Source organism: Cellulomonas algicola, from assembly GCF_003851725.1.
In the GTDB taxonomy this organism is placed as follows: Bacteria; Actinomycetota; Actinomycetes; order Actinomycetales; family Cellulomonadaceae; genus Cellulomonas; species Cellulomonas algicola.
Genome location: NZ_BHYL01000030.1, coordinates 1 through 22,266, shown reverse-complemented (window position 1 = coordinate 22,266; position 22,266 = coordinate 1). Strand labels below are relative to the sequence as shown.

Here is a 22,266-nt window from a genome sequence, read left to right as displayed (position 1 = left end):
CGCGAGCGCCGCAGGCCCTCCCCCCGGGAGCCCGCGGCGCTCGCCGTGTGCGTCAGGCGGAGCGACGCTCCGCCGCGGTGCGCACCCCCACGGGAAGTCGCAGGTACTGCTTCTCGCTGCCGGTCACGGCCACGACGTGGGCCGAGCGCTCGGCCTCCTCGCCGCCGTCGACCGTCACCGCGGCCACGTACATCGGCGCCAGCACGCTCTGCGCACGCCGCCGCCCGAGGCTCAGGTAGCCGAACGCGAACAGCTGCGGCTCGATCCGCACGTCCTCCTCGCGCCCCTCGAGGAGACGCGACAGACGGGCGGCGACCTCGGACGCCGCGTCCTCGGGGCGGCGTGAGACCGCCTTGTCGAGCGTCGCGCCGCTCCCGTCGCCCGCGAACCGGCGCAGCGTGAGCGTGAGCGACGACAGCCGGCCCGAGCCGGTCACCTCGACGCTTCCCGACGCCCGCCCGAGCACGGGCAGGTCGCGGACGGCGTGCCGGTACGCGCCGACGGCGCGCGTGAGCACAGGCTCGCTGACCTTTCCCTCGCGGTCGGCACCGGCCGCCTTGAGCTTCCAGAGCCGCTCGAACGTGAGCGTGTCCTCACGGTCGACGAGCGACGCGAGCCCGAGCCGCGCGACCTGGTCGTCCACGTAGCCGCGGAGCTTCTCGTCCGGGAGCACCTCGTCGAACAGGTCGTCGAGCGGGTCGACGCCCGCGTGCAGCGTCAGCGCGCCCGACGCGTGGAACGTCACGGCACGCCCGCCGTCCTCACCTCGGTACACGGAGCGGTCGGCCAGGCGGAGACCGCCCTGCGACGCGTCGAGCGGGATGCCCGCCGCCTCCGCCAGGCCGGCGAACAGCTGCTCGTTGCGGCGCACGAACGCCTCCGGGCCGGGCGTCGCCAGCTCGACGACCTCGGTCACGTCGGGCACGTCGCCGACCAGGCCCGTCAGGCGCTCGGTCAGGTCCTTCGTCGTGGTCATGTCCTTCTCCCTCTCAGCCCTCGGCCCAGCGCCACAGCAGGCAGCCCTGCTGGGACGGGGACAGGTCGGGGGACACCGAGCCGTGGCCCCACAGGTGGTCGCGGTTGTGCGGGCTCAGCGACCAGATGACGTTGCCGCCGTTCCACGTCTGCGACGTCGCCGGCCCGACGACGACCGGGTGGTTGTCGACCCACCAGTCGGAGACGCCGTCGATCCACGCCGACGACACGGTGTCGCCGTCGGTGAGGTTGCTCGCGACGTCCTCGCCGCACTCGTCGGTGGTGATGCCGTCCCACATCTCCTCCCACGCCCCGCAGTACAGGTGCAGGCGGTTGAAGATGTTCCACAGCCCCGTGAGGGTGCCGAGCGGCGCGGTGTCGCACGAGTAGGCCATGACCCACTCCGCGTTCCAGTCCTCGCCGAGCTCCCACGTGCCCGAGAACGTGCGCCACTGGTCGCGCGGCACGTCGTACAGCAGCCGGGCCTGGCCGTCCGCCGTGTGGTTGCCGTGCGTCTCGATCCAGAACAGGTCGACGTCGTCGACCCACGTGCGGTCGTCACCGCCGCCGCTCGTGTCCTGGATGTCGTTCTCCCACACGTCCTGCTCGGACCAGTACCAGGCGCGCGTGTGGCCCGCGCTGCGGAGCTCGTCGTCGAACCCGTTGCTGCGGTTGAACGTGTAGGTGAGGTCCGCGGCGGTGGAGACGCCGTTCGCCCGTGCGTTGCCGAAGTGCCGGATGGCCTCCACCCCGAACGTCGCTGCCATGAGATGCCCCCTGTCGTCGAGCGTGCGTTCGGGAGGCAGGAGCGGTCCTGCTCCAGGGCGATACGGGGACGGCCGGGTGATCCGGTCGGTAGGCGCTTGCCTGTGACGTCCGCCTCACCGACGGGTCCGTGGTGGGTACAGGGAACAGTCGGGGGCGACGGTCGGTTGCGCACTGTGGTCGCAGTCGAGCGGCCGCCTCCTCCGAGCCTGGAGCTGCCGCGCGTGAGCCTGCACCTGACCGAGCGCCGTGCCGTCGACCTGCGTCGGGTCGCCAGCGCGCTCTGTCGGCCTCCGCATCGCCCCGCCGGTCGCTGACCCGGCACCTCGGACCCGCACGGGTCCCTGACGGTCCGGCGCCGCTCCCGCAGCCCTGACCTCGGCCGACCGGCCGGTCACGCCCCGCCGGTCACCGCCACGTCGCTCGTCGACCTGGCTCCGTCCCCCCGACGCGTCCCTCACGGACCTCCCTCGCGGCGCGCCCGCGCCCCGGAAAGGCCTCACCCCCGTGTCTGACACCACCACGACGCAGCCCCAGCGCCGGCTGCGGTTCCCCTCCTTCACCGTCCAGGTCCTGCTCGGCCTCGGCCTCGGCGTGCTCCTCGGCTGGATCGCGCTGCAGATGGGCGAGACGCCCTCCGGCGAGCCCAACTGGCTGACGACCACGCTCGACACGATCGGGTCCTCGTTCGTCACGCTGCTCAAGGCGATCGTCCCGCCGCTCGTGTTCCTCGCGATCGTCACCTCGATCGCGAACCTCGAGCGCGTCACCAACGCCGCACGCCTCGCCTGGCAGACCCTGCTGTGGTTCGCCATCACCGCCGCGATCTCCGTGGGCGTCGGCATCGGCCTCGGCCTGCTGCTCCAGCCCGGCGCGCGCTCGACCCTCAGCCCCGAGGACGGCTTCGAGGCCGGCGCGAGCGGCTCCTGGCTCGACTTCCTCAAGGGCCTCATCCCCGGCAACTGGCTGGGGATCGGCGCCGGCACGCAGGTCACCACGGGTGCCGACGGCGCCGTCGAGGCCAGCACCTCGGTGTCGTTCAACGTCCTGCAGATCGTCGTCGTCGCGCTCGTCGTCGGCATCGCCGCGCTGCGCACCGGCAAGGCCGCGCAGCCGTTCCTCGCGTTCAACCGCTCCGCGCTCGCCGTCGTGCAGAAGGTGCTGTGGTGGGTCATCCGCCTCGCGCCGCTCGGCACGCTCGGCCTCATCGGCAAGGCCGTCGCGACCTACGGGTGGGACCTGCTCGCGCCGCTCGGCACCTACGCCGCCGCGATCTACCTCGGCCTCGCCGTCGTCCTGCTGGTCGTCTACCCGGTGATCCTGCGCACCAACGGCCTGGGCATCGGCGCGTTCTTCCGCGGCGCGTGGCCGGCCATCCAGCTCGCGTTCGTGTCGCGCTCGTCCGTCGGGACGCTGCCCGTCACGCAGCGCGTCGTCGAGCGGAACCTCGGCGTGCCGCGCTCCTACGCGTCGTTCGCCGTGCCGCTCGCCGCCACGACCAAGATGGACGGCTGCGCCTCGATCTACCCCGCGATCTCCGCGATCTTCGTCGCGCAGATCTTCGGCGTGGACCTGTCGGTCACCGACTACGTCCTCATCGCGTTCGTGTCCGTGGTCGGGTCCGCCGCGACCGCGGGCCTCACCGGTGCCGTCGTCATGCTGACCCTCACGCTGTCGACGCTCGGCCTGCCGCTCGCCGGCGTCGGCCTGCTGCTCGCGATCGACCCGATCCTCGACATGGGCCGCACCGCGGTCAACGTCGCGGGTCAGGCGCTCGTGCCCACGATCGTCGCCAAGCGCGAAGGCATCCTCGACCTCGACCGGTACGCCTCCGCGTCGACGTCGAACCTGCTCGCCGACGACGTCGACGAGGCCACCCCGGCCGACGACGAGGTCCGCGACGCGACCGTCGTGCCCGCCCCGCGGGAGCCCGTCACCGCGTCCTGACGGTCGTCCGCACCACGCCCGGTCGTCCTCCCGCTCCGGAGGCCGGCCGGGCGTCGTCGTCGGCGCGTCGGGCCGCATCGACGGCCGGGGCGCATCACCCGGTGCCACCTCCGCGGACGCCGTCGCATCTGCGGCCGAGGACCACCGGTGGGCGGGCACGTCGGGCACGCCCACCGCGTCGCCGCCGCTCGCAACACCCGCGACACACACGCGCGCGACGATGGGGCGGCACCGACGGTCCGCGCCCCCGCGGACCCGAACGACCGTGGGCCGCCGCCCGCCGAGAGGAGCCCGATGTGCCGGCCACCGTCCTGACGATCGACGTCGACCACCCGCTGCGACCCGACGTGCTGGCGCTGCTCGAGGAGCACCTCGCGGACATGTACGCGACGTCGCCCGCCGAGTCCGTCCACGCGCTCGACCCTGCCGCACTGGCCGACCCGGCCGTCACGTTCTGGACCGCCCGCGACAGTGGCGGGGCACTGCTCGGGACCGTCGCGCTCAAGGCCCTCGACGGTGCGACGGGCGAGCTCAAGTCGATGCGCACCGCGCCTGCGGCCCGCGGGCAGGGCGTCGGCGCTGCCCTGCTGGACCACGTGCTGGCGCAGGCGACGTTCCGTGGCTACCGGAGCGTCCTGCTCGAGACCGGTACCCAGGAGTACTTCGCGGCGGCTCGTCGCCTGTACGCCCGCGCGGATTTCGTCGAGTGCCCGCCGTTCGCCGACTACGTGCCCGACCCGCACAGCGTCTTCCTGCGCCGGGACCTCGGCCTCGCGTAGCGGGACCGGCCCTGGCCAGAGCGCGTGCCGCAGGCCGCTCGCGTGCCGGACCGGGGACTGGCTGGAGCGCCTGCCGCAGTCCGCTCGCGTGCCGGACCGGGGACTGGCTGGAGCGTCTGCCGCACTCCGCTCGCGTGCGCACCGGGGACTGGCTGGAGCGCCTGCCCGCACTCCGCTCGCGTGACCCACGGGGACCGGCTAGAGCGCGTGCCGCAGGCCGCTCGCGCGCCGGACCGGGCGCTCGACCGCGGCGCGCACCGCGGCCTCCGAGCCGATGACGTGCACGGAGTCCCGCGCGCGCGTCACCGCCGTGTACAGCAGCTCGCGCGTCAGCAGGGGTGACGTCGCAGGCGGCAGGAGCACCGTGACGCGCGTGAACTGGCTGCCCTGCCCGCGATGCACGGTCATCGCGTGGACCGTCTGGACGGCAGGCAGGCGGTGCGGTCGCACCAGATGCGGCCGCTCTGCGTCGCCGAACGCGACGACGACCGCCGCGTCGGACTCGTCGGACCCCTCACCGCCGAGGTCGCGGACGACCACGCCGGTGTCGCCGTTCGACAGGCCGCTCGTCGCGTCGTTCTCCGTCACGAGCAACGGCCGCCCCGGCGGCCACGGGCCGTCGTCGGGTCGTCCGCCGGTCACGCCCTCGACCCAGGCCTCCGCCTGCGCCGCCCAGTGCGCGACACCCGCGGGCCCTTCGCGGTGCGCGAGCAGCAGGCGGTGTCGGCCGAGCGCGCGGAGGGCCCCGGTGGCGTCCCCGTCACGTGCGGCCGCGACGAGCGCCGCACCCGCGTCCTCGAGGTCGCGCCGCAGCCCTGCGAGCTCGTGCGGCGACGCGACGTCGCCCGCCGTCTCGGTGAGGTGCACGTGCGTGCCGCCCGCGCGCAGCAACGCGAGCGTCCGGTCCGCGTCGCCCTCCCGGATCGCGGCGGCCAGCCCGCCGAGCTCGTGCCCGAACCGGTGGGTGCGGGTGAGCCGTACGACCGCCCGGCCGTGCAGCGCCTCCACGAGGTCGCCGAGGACCGCGCCCGCCTCGACGCTCGCGAGCTGGTCGGGGTCGCCGACGAGCACCAGCCGGGCCTCGGGCCGCAGCGCCTCGACGAGCCGCGCCATGAGGGGCAGCGAGACCATCGACGACTCGTCGACCACGACGACGTCGTAGGGCAGACGTCGCGTCCGGTCGTGCCGGAACCGGGTCGAGCTGCCGGGCCGGCGCCCGAGCAGACGGTGCAGCGTCGACGCGGCGAGCGTGCCGACGCGGTCCCGGTCGGCGTCGGGAAGCCCCGCCACCTCGGCGTTCACCGACTCATGGAGACGTGACGCGGCCTTGCCCGTGGGTGCCGCGAGCGCGACTCGCAGGTCCGGACCGGCCACGACCTGGAGCGCGGCGACGAGCCGGGCGACCGTCGTCGTCTTCCCCGTCCCCGGACCTCCGGTGAGCACGGTGAGCAGCGAGCCGGACGCCACCCGGACGGCCTCGCGCTGCTGCTCGTCGGCGTCGTCGGGGAACAGTCGCCGCACGACGTCGTCGAGCGACGACAGGTCGACCGGGAGCGTCGCGCGGACGCGCGCCTCGACCTCGCGGCGCACGGCGAGCTCGTCGCGCCAGTACCGGTCGAGGTACACGCGGTCGTCGACGAGCCGCACGGGGCGGTCGTCCGGGCCGTGCGGGCCGTCCGCGACGAGCGGGCTGCGCCGGACCGCCGCACGCCACCCGTCCGCACCGTCGAGCGCGGGCCACGGCAGGTCCGCACCGACGTCCGGGTCGCGGTCGCCCAGGTCCGCCGCGACCGCTGCCGGGGCCGACGTCAGGTCGACGCACACCGAGCCCGACCGCACCGACGCGACCGCCAGCGCGACCGCGAGGTGCACGCGCTCGTCTGGCTCGCCGCCGATCGCACCGAGCCGACGGGCGACGTGCACGTCCGCCGACACCAAGGCACCTGCCGCGACGAACGGCGCGAGCAGACCGTCGACGCGCCACGGCACGCGCGGGTCCGGGTCGCCGTCCCACGCCGGGGCGCTCACGACGCCCCTCGCCTCCCCGCTGCTCGTGCTCATGACGCCCCTGCGCCCGGTCCGTGCGCGTCGGACGTGCGTGCGTACGACGCCGTGGTCTGCGACACCGTGCTCTCCGACGGCGTGCTCGGCGACGCCGTGCTCCGCGACGCCGTGCCGTGCGGCGTCGGGCCGTGGGCCAGCAGGTCCGAGAGAGCGACGACGAGCGCCGGCGGGGGACGCCACGACATGACGCCGGTCGGGACGCCGTCGACGACCGGGGTGCTCGCGCCGACCATGCCGCGGACGAACAGGTACAGCCCACCCCCGAGGTGCCGGTCGGGGGAGTAGCCGGGCAGCCGCCACCGCAGGTAGCGGTGCAGCGCGACCGAGTACAGGAGCAGCTGGAGCGGATAGTGCGAGTCGGTCATCGCGCGGACCAGCGCCTCCGGCCGGTAGTGCCACGTCGTCAGCGGCTCGTCGTGCGGCGCGAGGCGGTTCGTCTTGTAGTCGACGACCAGGTATCGGTGCCCGTCCCCGTCCGGCACGCGCAGGACGGCGTCGATGCTGCCCGTGAGGTAGCCGCGCAGCCGCGTCGCGGCGAGGTCGCCGTCGAGCCGGTCGGCGTAGCCGGCGAACGGGTCGTCGGACGGCAGGTGCCGACGCAGGAGGTCCGCGACGTCGCGGAGCGAGCCTGCGGGACGACCCTCGGCCGCCTCACGGACGCGCCGGTCCGCGGCCTCCCCCTCGGGGTCGGTGGGCTGGTCGCCGCCGGCGAGGGGGAGCTCGAACTCGAGCTCGGCGAGCCGGTCGGCGGGGGCCACGTCGGCCAGGGTACGACCGCCCGCGAGCGGCCCGAGCGGTGTGTGCAGCGCCGGCAGGAGCGCGTCGGCGAGCACCTCGGGCGCGACACCGAGCGGGGTGGCGAGCCCGGTCGCGCGGCAGGCCTCCACGACCTCGGCGCGCAGGTCGGCGGCGTGCGTGTCGACGTGCTCGAGGACGGCGTGCGTCAGGGTGCCGAACGCCGTCCCACCCGGCAGGTCCGCCATGGTCGACGGCACGCCGCGCAGCGCGGCGTCGAGGTCGAGCGTGCCGGCGGCGACGGCGGCGGCCGTGTCGTCGTCCGGCTCGTCCTGGATCCCCGGGTTCTCGGGCTCGTCACCGACGCCGGCGTGGTGCGCGTGGGCCGTCAGCCCCGAGTAGGACGTGCGGCGCCACCCGAGGTCGACCTCGCGGCCCAGCACGGCGACCCCGAGGTCGGCGGCGGGCGGCAGGGTGGGGTGCCATCGCACGGCGTCCGGCGCGCGGTCGACGACCTCGTGCACGAGCGTCCCGTCGGACGCGTCCGCGAGGGCGGCGAAACGCGCGCCCGCAGCCGCGTCGTTCGGCACGGTGACCCGCGCCGCGGGCGTGCCGTGCGCGTCCCGGGGTGCGAGCAGCAGGCGGCTGAGGGCGGACGTCGAGGAGTTGACGCTCGGCGCCCACCACACGACCACCTGGGAGTGCGCGCGCGTGAGCGCGACGTACGCGAGCCTCAGGTCCTCGCCGCACTCGTCGGCCTCGTGCCGGGCGAGGGCCTCGGAGTAGCCGGGGCTGCCCGGGCCGCCGACGTGGAGCACGCGCTCGTCGTCCTGGTGGAACCGCAGGATCTCCGGCGAGCGGGGCGACCACCGGTTCCACGCGAACGGCACGAGCACGACGGGGAACTGCAGGCCCTTGCTCGCGTGCACGGTGATGACCTGCACGGCCGCCGAGTCGGTCTCGAGCCGGCGGCTGCGCTCCTCGGCGTAGTCGACGGCGGCCTCGTCGATGCGTGCCCTCAGCCACTCGGTGAGGGCCGACGCGCCGAGCCCGCCCTCGAGCGCGGCCTCGTGCAGGGCCTCGGCGACGTGCCGCTGGTCCGTGAGCCGTCGCTCGCCGTCGGGTCCGCGCAGCAGCCGTTCGCGCAGCCCGGCCGCGGCGGTGGCCTCCAGGAGCGCCGCGACACCGTGCTCGTCGAGCACGTGCGCCCACCCGCGCACGAGGTCCGCGAGCGCGTCGAGGTCGTCGTCGCTCGCGAGCGCGAGCCGCGTGGCCTCCCAGCCGACGAACGGCGTGAGCGCCGCGGCGGCGACCGTGCGGCTGTCCGCCAGGCGGGTCAGCGCGGTGAGGAGGGTGAGCCAGTCGGTCGCCGACGCGCTGCCGAACACGCTGGCCAGCCCGGAGATGACCGCGGGGACGCCCGCACCGACGACCGCGCCGTGCACCGCGAGCGCCTCGGCGTTGGTGCGCACGAGGACCGCGACGTCGGCCGGCCGGACGGGGCGCGCCGGGAGGTCCGGGCCGTCGGTGAGCCGCGTGCGCTCGAGCGTCCGCACGACCTGCGCGGCGACGTCCCGGTAGACGAGCTCGCGCACCTTGCCGACCGCCGGCTGCTTGCCGGGCGTCGCGCCCACCGCGTCGCGCGTGACCTGCCGCAGCACGACGGGCGGTCCGCCCTCGAGCCGTCGTCCGGTGCGGGCCGCCGTCACCGGGTGCACGACGATGCGCGGGTCGCCCAGCGCCGCACCGCGCAGGATCGGCGCGAGACCGTCGATCACCGGTCCGTCGGTCCGCCAGTTGCGCCCCAGCGTCTGGGCGTCGCCGGTCTGCGCCGCGCGCAGGTAGGTCGCGACGTCGGCGCCGCGGAACGCGTAGATCGCCTGCTTCGGGTCGCCGATGAGGACGAGCGTGCGGCTGCCGTGGAAGGCGAGCCGCAGGATGTCCCACTGCACCGGGTCGGTGTCCTGGAACTCGTCGACCATCACCACGCGGTAGCGCCCCCGCACCCGCTCGACGGCGGCCGGGCCGGTCACGGGGTGCGCGAGCGCGTCGCGCAGGAGCACGAGCAGGTCGTCGTAGTCGACGACACGTCGCGCGCGCTTGCGGCGGCCGAGCTCGTCGCGGACGGCGCGCGCGAGGCCGTACCGGTGCTGGGCGGCGGAGCCGGGGGAGGCGTCGTCGGGCTGGAGCGTCGCCGCGTGGTCGCTGACCGCGGCCCGGGCCACGGTCCGCGCCGTGGCGACGTCGAGCACCGCGCTCTCGTCGCCGGCGTACTTGCGCAGGTAGAGGTCGTCGACGACCTCTGCCTCGAGGTCGGCGACGTCGGGCAGCAGCGTCGCGTCGTGGTCGACGTCGCCCACCGTGCCGAGCACCGCGAGCATCTGCTGGCAGAAGCCGTGCGTGGTCGTGATGGTCGCGGCGTCGACCTCCGACAGGGCGCGGGTGAGCCGGGACCGCCGCAGCGCGAGCTCGGCGGGGTCGGTCGTCGCGAGGTGCCGCACGACCTCGTCGCCCGACGCGGCCGCCGCGGGGTCGCGCAGCGCGCGCTCGACCTCCACGAGCCGCCCACGCACCCGGTCGCGGAGCTCGGCCGTCGCGGCCCGGCCGAACGTCACGAGCATGAGCTCGGGGAGCCGGGCGACGCCCTCGGCGACGTACCGCGCGGCGAGCGACGCGATCGTCGTCGTCTTGCCGGTCCCCGCGCTCGCCTCGAGCACGACGGTCCCGGTCGGCAGCGGGCCGCAGACGTCGAACAGGCGGCTCATGCGACCACCATCGTGATGTTCTCCTGCGTGAGCATCGCGTCCCACAGCGTCCGTGACAGCGCGCCGAACCGGGTCGTGTCGTCGGGCCATCGCGCGACGTCGGCCGTCGACGGCACGCCCGCGATGGCGTCGAGCGTGAAGCCCTCGCCCCAGACGAGCGCGTGCGACGTCTCGGCGACCTCGAAGCCGCCGCGTCCGTTCCGGCTGTCGTCGAGCGTGCCGAGCTCCTTGCGCGCGGCGGCGAGCGCGTCCTCGGTCGTCTGGTCGGACCAGCGGGCGTGCCCGTACGCCGCGCTGGTCGCGAGCGGCAACGGCAGGGGTTCGCGCAGCGCGGCGTCGGCCAGGTCGGCGAGGTCGGCGAGGATCGACGCGGCCTCCGCGCGACCGGGTGCCCGGAGCTCCGAGACGCGCGCGCCGCCCCCGGGCCCGCGCCCGACGGTCACCGCCGTCAGCCCGGCCGACCCGGACGCGTCGTCCGCTGCCGCCGCGAGCAGCAGCACCCACGCACGCAGCCGGTGCTTCGGTGCGAGCCGCGAGTAGACGGCAGTCAGCAGCACGTCGTCGTGGAACGGGCCGACGGTCCCCGCGAGCGACCGTCCGTCGGGCAGGACGAGGCGCACGTCGCGCGTGCGGGCCTCGCCGACGCGCCACGTGTCGACCGCGTCGAGCAGCGGCCGCACGGAGTCCGCGACGCCCGCGAGCGTCGTCCCGCCGAGCCTCCCGGGCGGCACGTGCCCGCGACGTCGTTCGGCCGCGACCGCGTCGTCGAGCGTGGCCCCGTCCAGGGTGGCCTCGAGCAGCCGACGCCCGACGTCCCAGCGCTCGAGCGGGTCGAGCTCGAGCGGAAGCCGGTCGTCGAGCTGCTCCGTCTCGCGCGGGGGCACGGCGCGCAACCGGCGCCGGACGAACGCGCGGACGGGGTGGGTGAGGATCTCGGCCAGGTCGCCGAGGTCGTCGACGGGCTCGGCGGGTGGCAGCGGCTCCGGCACGAACGGGCCGCGACCGACGCGCTCGCCACGGCCGGCACGTGCCGCGGCGAGGTCGAGGGCGTCGAAGCTGAACGGCGCCGGACGACCGAGCGCGCCCGCGACGAAGTTGCGCTCGTCCACCGTCTGCAGCGGGTGGTGCACGACCAGGTGGGCGCGCGCGTCGCGGCCGTCGCCGAGGTCGACGGCGGCGTCGAGGGCGTCGAGCAGCTCGCCGACCGGCACGGCGGGTGGCCGTGGTGCGCCCGTCCGCTCGTCGGCCCCCGAGTGCAGCACCACCAGGTGCTCGGTCGCGCTCGTCACCGCGTCGAGGAACAGGCGACGGTCCTCGGTGCGCCGGTCGCGCTCGCCGACGAGCGGGTCGCGCGCCAGCAGGTCGTCGCCGTCGCGACCGCTGCCGCGCGGGAACACGCCGTCGTCGATGCCGAGCAGCACGACGACCCGGTGGGGGACCGCGCGCATGGGCTCGAGCGAGCACACGGTCAGGGCGCCGGTGCGGAATCCCGCGCGGGTGGGTCGGCCGCGCAGGTGCGGCTCGAGCAGCGCGACCAGGTCCGGGAGCCGCAGGTCGCGCGCGTCGCGGTCGGCCGTGAGCCGGACCTCGCCGAGGACGCGTGCGGCCTCCACCTGCTGCCAGCGGTCCTGCGGCGCGACGTCGGTGAGCAGCCGCACCGCGCGCTCGACGGTGTCGAGCCAGGCACCCGCGGGCCGCGTGCCGTCCAGCTCGTGCAGCACGCCGGTGAGCCGGTCGAGCAGCTCGGCGACGCGTCCCACCAGGTCGACGTCGGTGCTGTCGACGTCGTCGACGGGCAGCACCGCGCCGACGTAGCGCTGGTCCTCCTCGGCCATCGTGACGCCGAGCAGCAGCCGGTCGAGTGCGCCCGCCCAGGTGCCCTGCGCCACCGTGCCCAACCGGTAGCGCTCGCGACGCGTCACGTCCTCGCCCCAGCGCACGCCGGCCTGCAGCGCCCACGACCGCAGCCGGTCGAGCGCGACGTCGTCGAGCGTGAACCTGCGTCGCACGGGTTCGAGGCCCGCGAGGTCCACGACGGCGGACGCCGTCACGCGCGATCCGGCGAGCTCCAGCAGCGTCGCGACGAACGTGAGCAGCGGGTTGGCACGCGCGGGGGCGCGGTCGGCGACGCGGACGCGCAGACCGCGGCCCGGGTGCTCGCCGCCCGGCACCGCCGGGCCGGTGTCGCCGAACGTCGCCGACACGAGCGGGGCGAACGCCTCGACGTCCGGGCACATCACGACGACGTCCCGCGGCTCGAGCGTCGGGTCGTCGGCGAGCAGCCCGAGCACCGCCTCGCGGAGCACCTCGACCTGCCGGTGGCGGCCGTGGCACGCGTGCACCTGCACGGTCCGGTCGTCGGGGTCGACCTGCGCGCGCGGTCCCTCGGCCGCGTCGGCACGGATCCGGGCCTGGAGCGCACCCAGCACGGTCGCGGGCGGTGGGAGCGTGCCATGCAGCGTGACGTCGGGTGCGAGCGGCGCCAGCCGGACCTGGAGCTCGACCGCGTCGCCCGCCATCGACGCGAGCAGCGGGTGCGACGCGACGACGGGCAGCGCGCGCCGGTGCGGGTCGGTCGGCGCGACCTCCGCGACCTCGCGCCACAGCGTGAGCGACGGGTGCGGCAGCCACAGGTGCACGTCACGGTGCCGGGCCAGTGCCGACAGCACCCGCACGTGGGCGTCCGGCAGACGCGTCGCCCCGAGCACCGAGAGCCGTTCCGGCAGGTCGACGAGCGCCGGGTCGGCCGTGAGGGCCGCGAGCGCGTCGTCGAGGCGCTGCGCGGGCGACGGCGCTCCGACGCGCTCGCGCACGAGCCGCCACAGGTGCGCCTGCCACGCCAGGTCGGCCGGCAGCGGCGCACCGGCGCCGTCCTCGTCCCGGCCCTGCGCCCAGGCGCGCACGACGTCGGGCCGCTGCGCGTCGTACGAGGCGAGGAGCCCGGCGAGCCGCTGCGCGAGCCGCAGCCGCCGGCCTTGCCGGACGTCGTCGTGCGGGTCCCCGAGGTGCCCGACGGGTGTCGCGAGCCGGGGGTCGCCGACCCCGTCGTCGAGGACGCCGAGCACGTGCCACGCGACGCGCTCGGGTGCCCACGGGTCGTCGTCGGGTGACACCCCGAGCACGCGCGCGAGCACTTCGGAGACCGCGCGGGCGGGGGAGGAGAAGCGGACGTTCGCGCAGATGCCGTCCCCCGTCGGTCCCGCGCCGAGCCGGTGCGACAGGCGCTGCGCGACCCACCGCTCCACGCCGCGCGTGGGGACCAGGACGACGTCGGGCGCGAACGGGTCGGGGGGAGCCTGCGCGAGCACCGACGCGAGCGCGTCGACGAGCACGTCGCTGCGCTCGGCGACGTGCACGCGCAGTGCGCCGGCCGTCCGGGTCCCGTCCACGGCCGTCACGCTAGCGTCCGCGCCCGACACCCGCCGATGGTCGACCTGACCTGGGGAGACGACCTCGTGTCGCCGTGCTGTGGACGGCTCAGCCACGGCGGTCTGCCGTCGGGCCGGGGATGCCGGACTTGTCGGGACCGTTCGCTAGCCTCCTGCCTCGTGAGCGAGTGGGTGCCCGGCCAGCACGTCCTGACCCCGCGCGAGGCGGAGGAGATGGCCGCGCACCACATGCGCCAGCTCGGCCACCCCGACGCGAGCGCCAACCCCGGACGCGGCGCCGACGGAGGCCTCGACGTCACCGCCCGTCACGCGCTCGCCCAGGTGAAGTTCCGCGGCGGCCGCGCGGGGCGCCCCGACCTCCAGCGCCTCTACGGCGCCCGCGCCGACCGCACCGACCTCGAGCTGTGGTTCTTCACGGGTCCCGGCTACTCGGACGAGGCGGTCGAGTACGCCGACCGGCACGCCATGGTGCTGTTCACGTTCGACCTGGCCGGCGCGCTCACGCCCGCGAACCACGCGGCCGCGGAGGTCCTCGACCGCGCGACCGCGCTGCTCGCGTCCGGCGGGTCGCCCGACCGCCCACGACCGGCACCCCGCCCCCATGGGCCGGTCGACGACCTGGATTCGCGCCGCGAGCCCGACGACCGGAGCGACCGGTGGTGGGACGGCCCGCAGCATGCGGCGCCCGAGCCCGAGTACGCGGGGTGGCACTGGGTCTCGCCGGGTCGCGCGGTCCGCCGCAACGCCCTGCTCGTCGTCGGGCTGCTCGCGGGGGCGGCGGCCTGGCTGGTCGGGGCGTACCGCGACCGGCTGCACGCGCTCGCGGCCGACGTCGCGGACCTCACGGGCCGCACGGTCGACGTGGGCGAGCTCTTCGTCTGGTGCAGCGGCGTGGCCCTCGGCGCGGTCGTCCTCTACGTCGTGCAGGTCGCCGTGATGTTCCGGCTGGGCAAGCACCCGCTCAAGGTCCCCGTGCGCGCCCGCCGTCGCGGCCGCACCCGACGCCGTCAGGCCGCCCTCCGCTGACCCGCGTGCCGTCGCGGGCCCGCGACGACGCGTCCCGGTTTCGCCGAACGCACCATCAGACCTGCCTGACCACCTCCGGACGCCCGTGAGGGCGCGTTCGGCGAGGACGTCGGTCGGCGGACGACCGGCCGGCGCCGCGGTCAGCGGCGCAGGGCGCCCGCGCCGCGTGCCAGGAGCCGGCGGACCGCGTCGGCGCGATGGAAGACCCCCGTCACGCCGACGGGTTCGACGGACGTGACCAGCCGCCGCACGCCGCCGGAGCCGAGCTCGAGCGGCGCCGACAGCACGACGGAGCCGGACGCCGAGCGCACGGTGAGAGCGACCCGCGACAGGTCGGACCACGCGTCGAACCCGGGGTCGTCGACCAGCCACCGCACGGCCTCGACCTCGAGAACCTCCCCGTCGACCCGCACGGCACCTCGGTAGACGAACGCGTCCGCGGTCTCCTCGACGCGCCCGTCGGCGAGGAAGGCGCGCTCGCCCCATGGCCCGTACGTGAGCGCCCCGGCGACCGAGGCCCCGCTGACGGGTCCGTCGAGCGGCATGACGACGGTCAGGTCCAGCGCCACCTCGACACCGTCGAGAGTCCCGCGCAGGTGCTCGACGTACCGCGCCGACGGCGGCGGCTCGGTCATGCGCGTGCACGACGCTTCCCGCGGCACCCCGCCCGCCGACCGCCCGGCGAGGTACCGCCGCGCGTCGCGGTAGCCCATCTGCACGAGCGAGTCGGACGAGATGCGGCCCAGGTAGAACTCCGGGTCGAGCGGCAGCGGGTGCTCGGGCTTGACGACGTGCAGGACGAACGACCGCCCGGTCGCGTCGGCGAGCGCGAGGTCGGCGGCCAGCGCCCCGGCGGCGCTCATCTCGATCATGTGGACGTACTGCTCGAGCGGCCCGTCGCCCCACCGGTCGGTGTCGCCGATGCACCAGACCAGCCACACCTCGTCGGCGCCGCGGCGCAGCGCCTCGGTGACGTTGGCGTCGCGGACCCAGACGGCGTCGGTCCAGACGTGCCCGTCGCGCTTCAGCGGCGTGAGGAACAGCGGCAGGGACATGCCGGCGGCGAGGAGCTCGGCGTCGACGTCGGCGGCGTCGACGGCGACGTTCTGCTTGGTGACGAAGTCGACGACGTTGAACGAGCCCTGGAGCGTCGAGGCGCGCACCGCCGCCTCCGAGATGCCCAGTGCCGGGAAGACGTGACGGACGAGCCCGTCGGCGTCCCCGACCGCGGGCAGGTTCCACGGGCCGGTGAGGTACTCGTGCAGCGGGAGCGCGGAGCCGAAGTCGCGCACGTCGACGTCGCGCCAGCGCCGGCACATCTCGACGCCGTCGACGCCCGAGCACAGCATCGCGGCGGTGAGGATGCCGCCGGACGTGCCGTCGACGTGGTCGAAGGTGATGCCGTCCTCCTGGAGCGCGCGGACGACGCCGGCCTGCCACGCGACGCGCATGCCGCCCCCGGCGGCGACGAGCGACCTCATCGCGCACTCCGCAGCGTGCGCAGGTGGACGGCGAGCAGCACGGCCGTGAGCAGGTCGAACGCGGCGACGCCGAGCGCGAGCGGGTCGAACACGCCGCGCACCACGCCGATCGCCACGGCGGCCGACGCCGCGGCCTTCTGGACGGCTGCCCACAGCACGACGTCGGGGTCGTGCCGCGGCCGTGACAAGGTCGTGAGCAGCAGCCCGCCGACGACGACCATGAACATCCCGACGGTCGCGAAGAGCTGTTCCGCGGTCGCGTCCTCGGCCGCGCCGAGCAGGGACAGCACGAACGACGGGACGAGCACCTGCGCGGCGCCGCTCGCGACGGTGACCCAGCCGATCACCACGAGCAGCAGCACGAGCGGGGTCCGCGCCGCGCCCACCGCGGCGCCTCGCGAGGTGCCGGGCGGGCGCGGGCCGGCGTCGGCGGTCACGTCAGCGCCCCGAGCAGGTCGCCGCGCGCGACGACGTACCAGGTGATCGCGACCCAGGTGACCGTCGAGCCGTAGAACCGGATGTCGTTGAGCGTCATCCAGCGGTGCAGCAGGTGCCGCAGCTCGGCGTCGTCGGCGAAGTCACCGCCGCGGATCCGCTTGTTGATCGGGATGATGATGCCCTGCCCGACGAACGTGAGGACGAAGATCCCGACGAGGCAGGCGACGCCGAACCACACCCAGCGGGTGCCCCACTCGGTGACGACCAGGATGATCGCGGCGACGAACATGAGCGGCACGACGCCCGTGAAGAAGGCGGTCGCACGCTTGGTCGGGATGCCGAAGTGCGTGCCCACGTTGTCCCGCGACAGACCCCGCCAGGTCGGGAACAGGAACCACTTGAGCACCCACATCGTCCCGACGTACATCGTCGCGCCGAACAGGAACCACAGCGCCGAGACGAACGTGATCACGTCGCCACCCCCGCGGCGACGCGGCCCTGCACCTCGGGACGCGACCGGTCGGGAGCGGGCGGCCACGTCTCGCCGCGACCGAGCCCGACCACGGACTCGAGCGGCTCGCCGAACCGTCCGGACGCCACGGACGCGTCGACCGAGCCCAGGGTGTCGGACGTGAGGAACCACGCCTCGTAGTGGTCGTCGAGCACGCCGTGCGCGGTCGGCAGCCACGCGGTGAACAGCGGATTCGACCCGATCTGGAGCGCGCGCAGGGGCTGCACGCCCGGTGCGTCGCCGAGCACGATGCGCGCCCGCGCCCCGGGACCGACCGCGACGTCGCCCGTCGCCTCGAAGTAGATCGTCGACCTCATGAGCTGCCCGCGGAACGCGCAGTAGTTCGCGGCGGCGAGCTTGAGCGGCAGCCCCACGGGGGCGGGTCGCTCGATCTCGACGAGCGCGCCGAACTGCCCGTCGAGGGTGTCGTACTGCGCGGAGACCGTGGTGTCGGTGACGACGAAGTCGAGCGACGCCTGGTGCTTGGGCATGCCCCAGATGCCCTTGCCGCCCTTGACGGACACCTCGGTGGAGACGGGCAGGTCGACGACGTACTGGCCGAGCTGCAGCGTCCGCATGAGCGCGAGCGGCAGGAGCGGCGGCGCGGGCCGGGGGCCGTGCGTGACGGCGATCGCGAGCGAGTACTCGATGTACTGCCCGATGTCGGTCGACCGGTAGTTGACGACGGTCGCGACGAGCACGCCGCGGCCGAACCCGAGCGACACGGGGTGCAGCTCGGTCCCGGGCAGGACCGCGCGCGCGGCGGACAGCGAGATCGGGAAGGCGGCCATGAGGACGGGCGAGTCCTCGGACGACACCGGCATCGCGTACGGGATGGTGTCGACGCGCGCGGCCTGACCGGTGAGGCGGCGCTGGCGGCGCGGGACGGGGGACGGGACGCGGGACAGCACCGTCCGCGCGGCCGAGGTCAGCAGGCTCATCGGTGCAGCTCCTCCAGGATGATCGGGTAGGTGTCCCGCCACGCGCGCCGGCCGAAGAACACGTCGAGGTGCCCGTAGCCCGGCAGGACGTGCAGCGTGTCGCCCTTGTCCGGCCGGTGCCGCGCGAAGAACGCGTGGGTCCGGACCTGCGACTCGGGCAGGTAGCACCGGTTGTCGGCGCCTGCGAGGAACGCGAAGCGCGCGTCGGTGCGCGGTGGCCCGGCGACCAGGTCGTCGGGCAGCTCGGGGTGGTCGTGCGCGGGGACGAGGTGCCCGGCGGCGACGGACCGGCCCATCTGCCGGAAGAACGACATGGGCACGTCGGCGAACTCGCCGCTGATCCAGTCGTGCGTCGCGCGGTCGAGGTTCTCGTGCGACCACAGCGCGGGGAAGCCGGAGCCGTAGGTGAACGACACCATCCGGCAGACGATGTTGTCGCACTCGGGGTGCGTGACGCGCACGACGCCGCGCAGCACCTTCGAGAAGTTCCCGTCGGAGCGGTAGCCCCAGGCCGGGTTGAGGTGCGGGGTGAACCGCTCGATCGGGTCGACGAGGTAGCGGATCTTCTGCCGCGACCAGAACGGCAGCACGGGGTGCAGGGACACGGCGTTCGAGACGACGGTGTCGACCGCGGGGACCAGCCCGGCGACCGCCGCCATGGTGAACGACGTCGAGCCCTGGCAGTGCACGATCGCCTTCATCGTCGTCGTGCCGGTCGCGGCGAGGACGTGGTCGACCGCGGCCGGGTGGTCGAAGACCGCGGCGTCGTCGAGCGTCCACGGCATCGGGTCGAGGTCGATCGACCCCCGCCAGTTGAGCATCCACACGTCCCAGCCGTCCTCGAGGAGGACGTCGACGAGGGTGCGCGGAAGCGGCGGCCGGAACAGCTCGGCGCGGACGCCGGAGCCGTGCGCGAGCATGACGGGCCCGCGCCACGGCTCGCGGGGCCCGCGCACGTGGACGAACGTCAGCCGGGTGCCGTCGCGGGCGGTGAACGGCACGAGCTCGGTGCGGTGGTCGGCTCGCGTGACGGTGACGGGTGCTTCCTCGACGCTCATGACATGAACCCCTCCTGCGCGACGACGATCGGGTCCTCCAGCAGCCGGACGGCGGGCGGGCCGTCGGCGGGGACGGGGCGTGATGCGCCGTCCCGGGTGTCGACGTCCCAGCGGCGGCACACCGTGTCGACCACGAGCGGGTAGATCTCGAGCCGCCCGTCGGTGCGCAGGCACAGCCGCAGGAAGCCCTTGTGGTCGGTGACGGCCTGGCCGGACATCTGCCAGCCGGCGACGACGCCCGTGCGGCGCGACAGCAGCAGCAGCGCGAACGCCTGCGTGCCGAGCAGCGCGCCGAGCACGACGACGAACGGGACGACGAGCGTCGCGGTGAGCGCGGGCGACCACGCGGGCCACGGGACGGCGACGGCGGCGACGAGGACGACGAGGGCGGCGACGAGCTGGAGGCCGACACCCGTCGTCGCGGGGACGAGCCGCGCGAGCCGCCCACCCGGCAGGACGGTCGCGAGGACCAGGTGCAGGAGCAGCAGGCCCAGCACCCACGCGGCGGCGGCCAGGGCCGCCTCGGCGACGTCCGCGAACGGTCCGCGCAGCAGCGTCGGCGACCCGCCGCGCAGCACCCCGAGAAGCCCGGCGAGGCAGCCCACGACCAGCAGCTGCACGACCCCCGCGGTCGCGAGCAGCCCCACGTTCCGGCGGCCGGCCCAGTAGGGGCTCAGGGGGTTGGCGATGCGGCGGCGCCACCGACGCGACCGGGCCTGGTCCGGATACGTCGGGCCGACGCGGTCGAACGGCGTGCCGGGGGAGTCCTTGGTCCGCATGCGCGACCCCGGCGGCGGCAGGACCAGGTGGTCGACGAGCTGGTCGGTGTCGCCGAGGTACGCACCCCCGAGGCCGCACGTCACGGCCTGGACGGCACGCGGGTCGACCGCACCGACCCCGCCGGCCCCACCGCTCGCGCCGCCCGGGCCGCCCGGGCCGCCCGGCGCAGCAGCCCCCGGCGCCCGCGACGCGTACCGCGAGTAGAGGTGCTGGTCGCCGCTCAGCCACAGCCGCACGTGTGCGCCCGTGTCCTCGCGCTCGCGCCGCCCGGGCACCTGCCGGTACCGCACCACCTCGCGCTCGAAGAAGTGCAGCTGGTTGAACGCGTCGGGGTCGTGCCCGGCCTTCGCCCACGCGGGTTCGGCCGCGCAGACGACGACCGCGTCACCGGGCCGCAGGTGCGCGGTGACGTGCGTGCGGAAGTAGTCGAGCTGCGGCTCGTCGATGTACTCGTCGAGCTGCGAGTCGAGGCCGAGCAGCCACCAGCCGGGGGCGAGGCGCACCGCGAAGTACGACCGCCGCTGCACGGTCCGCCACGCCCCGACGCTCGCGCCGCACGTGAACACGCGCAGCCAGGCGGTGAGTCCGTCGTACCAGTCGTGGTTGCCGGGGATGGCGAGCAGCGTCGGCTCGGTCGTCGCGTCGAGCGCCGCGCCCGGGCCGGGTGCCGGGAGCGCGGCGCCGTACGGGCCCGTCGTGCGGTGCTCGTACCCGCGCGCGGACGCCGCCGGGTAGACCTCGTCGCCGCCCATGACGAGCACGTGCCCGCGCGGCAGCGCGAGCGGCCCGCCGGGTCCCGCGACCTTCAGCTCGGGCTGCGCGAGCAGCGTCGCGACGGTGTACGTCGCGTCGAACCCGTCGCCCAGGTCGGCGACGAAGTCGAGCCACAGGTCGCCCTCGGGCCGGTGCGCGGGCTCGACGAGCCCGCCGGGCAGCGCGGCCTGCACCTCGCGGCGGTCTCCGTACGCGGTGAACACGGACGCGAGCGCGACCTTGAGCGCCGTCCGCGCGAGCTCCGGCGGGTCGAGCCAGCGCACCTGCGGCGACGGGACGAACCCGAGGTCGCTGCTGCGCGGGACGAGGTCGCGACGCCTCATCGGCCGGCCCTCGCGGTGGCCGCCCGCGCCGGGGTGGCGCGACGCCCGGCGAGCCTGTCCGCGACGTACACGTCCCACAGCTCGCCGAGGAACAGCCGGCCGAACTGCGCGAGCGCGGCGGCACCGGCGTCGCCGTCGGTGCGGAACGTCGTGAGCTGCTTGGCCAGGTCGAACGGCTTGATCACGAGCACGCCCGCGCCGATCGTCCCGTCGGGCACCTCGTCGTCGCGCATCCTGTCGAGCACCGCGAGCGCCTGCGCGTGCGTCGTGGCCTCGGGCGGCGCGACGTGGCCGGAGAGGACGCGCACGAACAGGGTCGTGGTGTCGGCCCACACGTCGAGCCCGCGGTCGTCCTCGACCTCCTTCGCCCCGACGAGCGTGAGCGGCGAGCCGGCGGCGTCGCGCAGCCACAGGCGGTAGAGCATGCGGCGTCCGGGCGTGCCGCCGGGGTGGACGAACAGGTTGAACCAGCCGCGCTCGACGTCGAGCCGCCCGCCCAGGACGTTGGACTCGACGAACCCCGTGGCGTCGGCGCGGTGCAGCGGGTCGGCGACGAACGCCTCGATGTCGGGTGCGGTGATCGTCAGGACGAACTGGAGGCGGTCGCCCAGGCTGCGGGCGAGCTCGGCGCCGTGGCGCGGGTCGGTCTGGTCGAGCGTGAACGGCCCGACCATCCGCTCGGTGAAGGCGACCGACGTGGCGCCGGGGGCGCGGGTCGCGAGCGCGCGGGCCGGTGCGGCGATGTGGGTGCGGCGGGGTCGCGACCAGTCCTGCTCGAGCATCCGCGTCGCCGCACGGTCCGCCATCGCCGCGATGGTGAGCGACGGGTTGGCGCCGACCGGCCCGGGCATCGCGGCGCCGTCGACGACGTGCAGCCCCGCGTGCCCGCGGACCTCGCCGTACTCGTCGCACACGCCCTCGCCCACGTGCCGCCCGATGGGGACGCCGCCGAGCGGGTGCACGGTGATGACGCGCTTGGCCCACCACAGCGGGTTGTCCTGGAACCGTGCGCCGAGCTGCTCGCCGACGCGCTCCATCGTCGAGCGGACGTCGTCGAAGTAGGCGCGCGACGTCGACGTCGTCCAGCTCACCGCGAGCCGCCCGTCGTGCAGCGACATCCGTCCGTCGGGCACGTCGCGGCCCATGCCGAGCAGCGGCAGCGACCCCGCGGACAGCCGCCCGTCGCCCAGCAGCGCGGACAGGTCGGCCGACACGTTGGACCGGCCCTGCGCGAGCACGCGGTTGCGCACGACCTGCCACGCGAACGCGGCGGCGCGACGGGCGGTCGAGCGCAGCTGCGCGGTCTCGACGAGCCAGCCGAGGAACCCGGGGAAGCCCGCGTCCTCGACGTAGTAGCCGCGCCCGGTCCAGCCGTCGCCGTCGAGCGCGTCGGGCCGGCGGATCGCGGTCGTGATGACGGGTCCGTTGCCGCCGTCGACCGGCAGCGCCTCGCCGTCGCGCGTGCAGTCGAGCAGCAGCGTCAGCAGGTCGCCGTTGCCGGAGAACCGCGTGCCG

Annotated in this window: 16 protein-coding genes; 4 read left to right on the top strand and 12 right to left on the bottom strand. The window is 75.4% G+C overall.

Annotated features, from left to right (window positions below):
• Window positions 1-52: 52 nt before the first annotated feature.
• Window positions 53-976: a hypothetical protein gene (locus tag CTKZ_RS01960; protein ID WP_124341359.1), complete on the bottom strand. Its 924-nt coding sequence runs from the start codon at window positions 974-976 to the stop codon at window positions 53-55.
• Between the two features lie 13 nt (window positions 977-989).
• Entirely contained in the window at window positions 990-1,742 is a 753-nt protein-coding gene (locus tag CTKZ_RS01955) for a DUF6345 domain-containing protein (protein WP_124341358.1), read from the bottom strand.
• A gap of 3 nt (window positions 1,743-1,745) precedes the next feature.
• Between CTKZ_RS01955 and CTKZ_RS22700 the strand changes: the two genes are divergently transcribed.
• The 3 genes from CTKZ_RS22700 to CTKZ_RS01945 all read left to right on the top strand — a co-directional run bounded on the left by CTKZ_RS22700 (window position 1,746) and on the right by CTKZ_RS01945 (window position 4,466).
• A complete protein-coding gene (locus tag CTKZ_RS22700; RefSeq protein WP_371852300.1) occupies window positions 1,746-2,057 on the top strand; it encodes a putative leader peptide in 312 nt (103 codons plus the stop codon).
• Window positions 2,058-2,247: 190 nt separating this feature from the next.
• Window positions 2,248-3,687, top strand: coding sequence for a dicarboxylate/amino acid:cation symporter (locus tag CTKZ_RS01950; RefSeq protein WP_124341357.1), 1,440 nt, complete (start codon window positions 2,248-2,250; stop codon window positions 3,685-3,687).
• 296 nt (window positions 3,688-3,983) lie between these two features.
• The gene (locus CTKZ_RS01945) at window positions 3,984-4,466 is read left to right on the top strand and encodes a GNAT family N-acetyltransferase (protein WP_235843132.1); all 483 of its coding nucleotides are present in this window, start codon (window positions 3,984-3,986) and stop codon (window positions 4,464-4,466) included.
• Window positions 4,467-4,664: 198 nt separating this feature from the next.
• On the opposite strand, the gene recD is transcribed toward CTKZ_RS01945, so the two are convergent.
• Genes recD through recC form a run of 3 tightly spaced genes read right to left on the bottom strand, consistent with a single transcriptional unit; the run spans window position 4,665 to window position 13,419 of the window.
• A complete protein-coding gene (gene recD, locus CTKZ_RS01940) occupies window positions 4,665-6,527 on the bottom strand; it encodes an exodeoxyribonuclease V subunit alpha (RefSeq protein WP_124341356.1) in 1,863 nt (620 codons plus the stop codon).
• Window positions 6,524-10,030, bottom strand: a complete 3,507-nt coding sequence (locus tag CTKZ_RS01935) for a UvrD-helicase domain-containing protein (protein ID WP_200829615.1) — start codon at window positions 10,028-10,030, stop codon at window positions 6,524-6,526. The genes recD and CTKZ_RS01935 overlap by 4 nt, the downstream gene beginning before the upstream one ends.
• Entirely contained in the window at window positions 10,027-13,419 is a 3,393-nt protein-coding gene (gene recC / locus CTKZ_RS01930) for an exodeoxyribonuclease V subunit gamma (protein WP_235843131.1), read from the bottom strand. The genes CTKZ_RS01935 and recC overlap by 4 nt, the downstream gene beginning before the upstream one ends.
• A gap of 159 nt (window positions 13,420-13,578) precedes the next feature.
• Between recC and CTKZ_RS01925 the strand changes: the two genes are divergently transcribed.
• Window positions 13,579-14,445: a restriction endonuclease gene (locus CTKZ_RS01925; protein ID WP_160142802.1), complete on the top strand. Its 867-nt coding sequence runs from the start codon at window positions 13,579-13,581 to the stop codon at window positions 14,443-14,445.
• A 140-nt stretch (window positions 14,446-14,585) separates the two neighbouring features.
• On the opposite strand, the gene CTKZ_RS01920 is transcribed toward CTKZ_RS01925, so the two are convergent.
• From CTKZ_RS01920 to CTKZ_RS01890, 7 genes are all read right to left on the bottom strand, one after another.
• Complete coding sequence (locus CTKZ_RS01920) at window positions 14,586-15,926, bottom strand: patatin-like phospholipase family protein (RefSeq protein ID WP_124341352.1); 1,341 nt, start codon at window positions 15,924-15,926, stop codon at window positions 14,586-14,588.
• Window positions 15,923-16,312 carry a hypothetical protein gene (locus CTKZ_RS01915; protein WP_124341351.1) on the bottom strand — a complete coding sequence of 130 codons (390 nt, stop codon included), beginning with the start codon at window positions 16,310-16,312 and terminating at the stop codon, window positions 15,923-15,925. Before CTKZ_RS01915 ends, CTKZ_RS01920 begins: the two co-directional genes overlap by 4 nt.
• A gap of 47 nt (window positions 16,313-16,359) precedes the next feature.
• Window positions 16,360-16,836: an anthrone oxygenase family protein gene (locus CTKZ_RS01910; RefSeq protein WP_124341350.1), complete on the bottom strand. Its 477-nt coding sequence runs from the start codon at window positions 16,834-16,836 to the stop codon at window positions 16,360-16,362.
• Window positions 16,833-17,816 carry an acetoacetate decarboxylase family protein gene (locus tag CTKZ_RS01905; RefSeq protein ID WP_124341349.1) on the bottom strand — a complete coding sequence of 328 codons (984 nt, stop codon included), beginning with the start codon at window positions 17,814-17,816 and terminating at the stop codon, window positions 16,833-16,835. The genes CTKZ_RS01910 and CTKZ_RS01905 overlap by 4 nt, the downstream gene beginning before the upstream one ends.
• Window positions 17,813-18,874 (bottom strand): alpha/beta fold hydrolase, encoded by a 1,062-nt coding sequence (locus CTKZ_RS01900; RefSeq protein ID WP_124341348.1) that lies wholly within the window; start codon window positions 18,872-18,874, stop codon window positions 17,813-17,815. Before CTKZ_RS01900 ends, CTKZ_RS01905 begins: the two co-directional genes overlap by 4 nt.
• The gene (locus CTKZ_RS01895) at window positions 18,871-20,751 is read right to left on the bottom strand and encodes a hypothetical protein (RefSeq protein ID WP_124341347.1); all 1,881 of its coding nucleotides are present in this window, start codon (window positions 20,749-20,751) and stop codon (window positions 18,871-18,873) included. The genes CTKZ_RS01900 and CTKZ_RS01895 overlap by 4 nt, the downstream gene beginning before the upstream one ends.
• A partial coding sequence (locus tag CTKZ_RS01890) for a GMC oxidoreductase (protein ID WP_235843130.1) occupies window positions 20,748-22,266 on the bottom strand: 1,519 nt, incomplete at its 5' end. The genes CTKZ_RS01890 and CTKZ_RS01895, both read right to left, overlap by 4 nt.

Coding starts and splice junctions, on each gene's coding strand:
- CTKZ_RS01960 (WP_124341359.1), bottom strand. CDS start 976: ATGACCACGACGAAGGACCTGACCGAGCGCCTGACGGGCCTGGTCGGC.
- CTKZ_RS01955 (WP_124341358.1), bottom strand. CDS start 1,742: ATGGCAGCGACGTTCGGGGTGGAGGCCATCCGGCACTTCGGCAACGCA.
- CTKZ_RS22700 (WP_371852300.1), top strand. CDS start 1,746: ATGCCCCCTGTCGTCGAGCGTGCGTTCGGGAGGCAGGAGCGGTCCTGC.
- recD (WP_124341356.1), bottom strand. CDS start 6,527: ATGAGCACGAGCAGCGGGGAGGCGAGGGGCGTCGTGAGCGCCCCGGCG.
- CTKZ_RS01935 (WP_200829615.1), bottom strand. CDS start 10,030: ATGAGCCGCCTGTTCGACGTCTGCGGCCCGCTGCCGACCGGGACCGTC.
- CTKZ_RS01920 (WP_124341352.1), bottom strand. CDS start 15,926: ATGAGGTCGCTCGTCGCCGCCGGGGGCGGCATGCGCGTCGCGTGGCAG.
- CTKZ_RS01905 (WP_124341349.1), bottom strand. CDS start 17,816: ATGAGCCTGCTGACCTCGGCCGCGCGGACGGTGCTGTCCCGCGTCCCG.
- CTKZ_RS01900 (WP_124341348.1), bottom strand. CDS start 18,874: ATGAGCGTCGAGGAAGCACCCGTCACCGTCACGCGAGCCGACCACCGC.
- CTKZ_RS01895 (WP_124341347.1), bottom strand. CDS start 20,751: ATGAGGCGTCGCGACCTCGTCCCGCGCAGCAGCGACCTCGGGTTCGTC.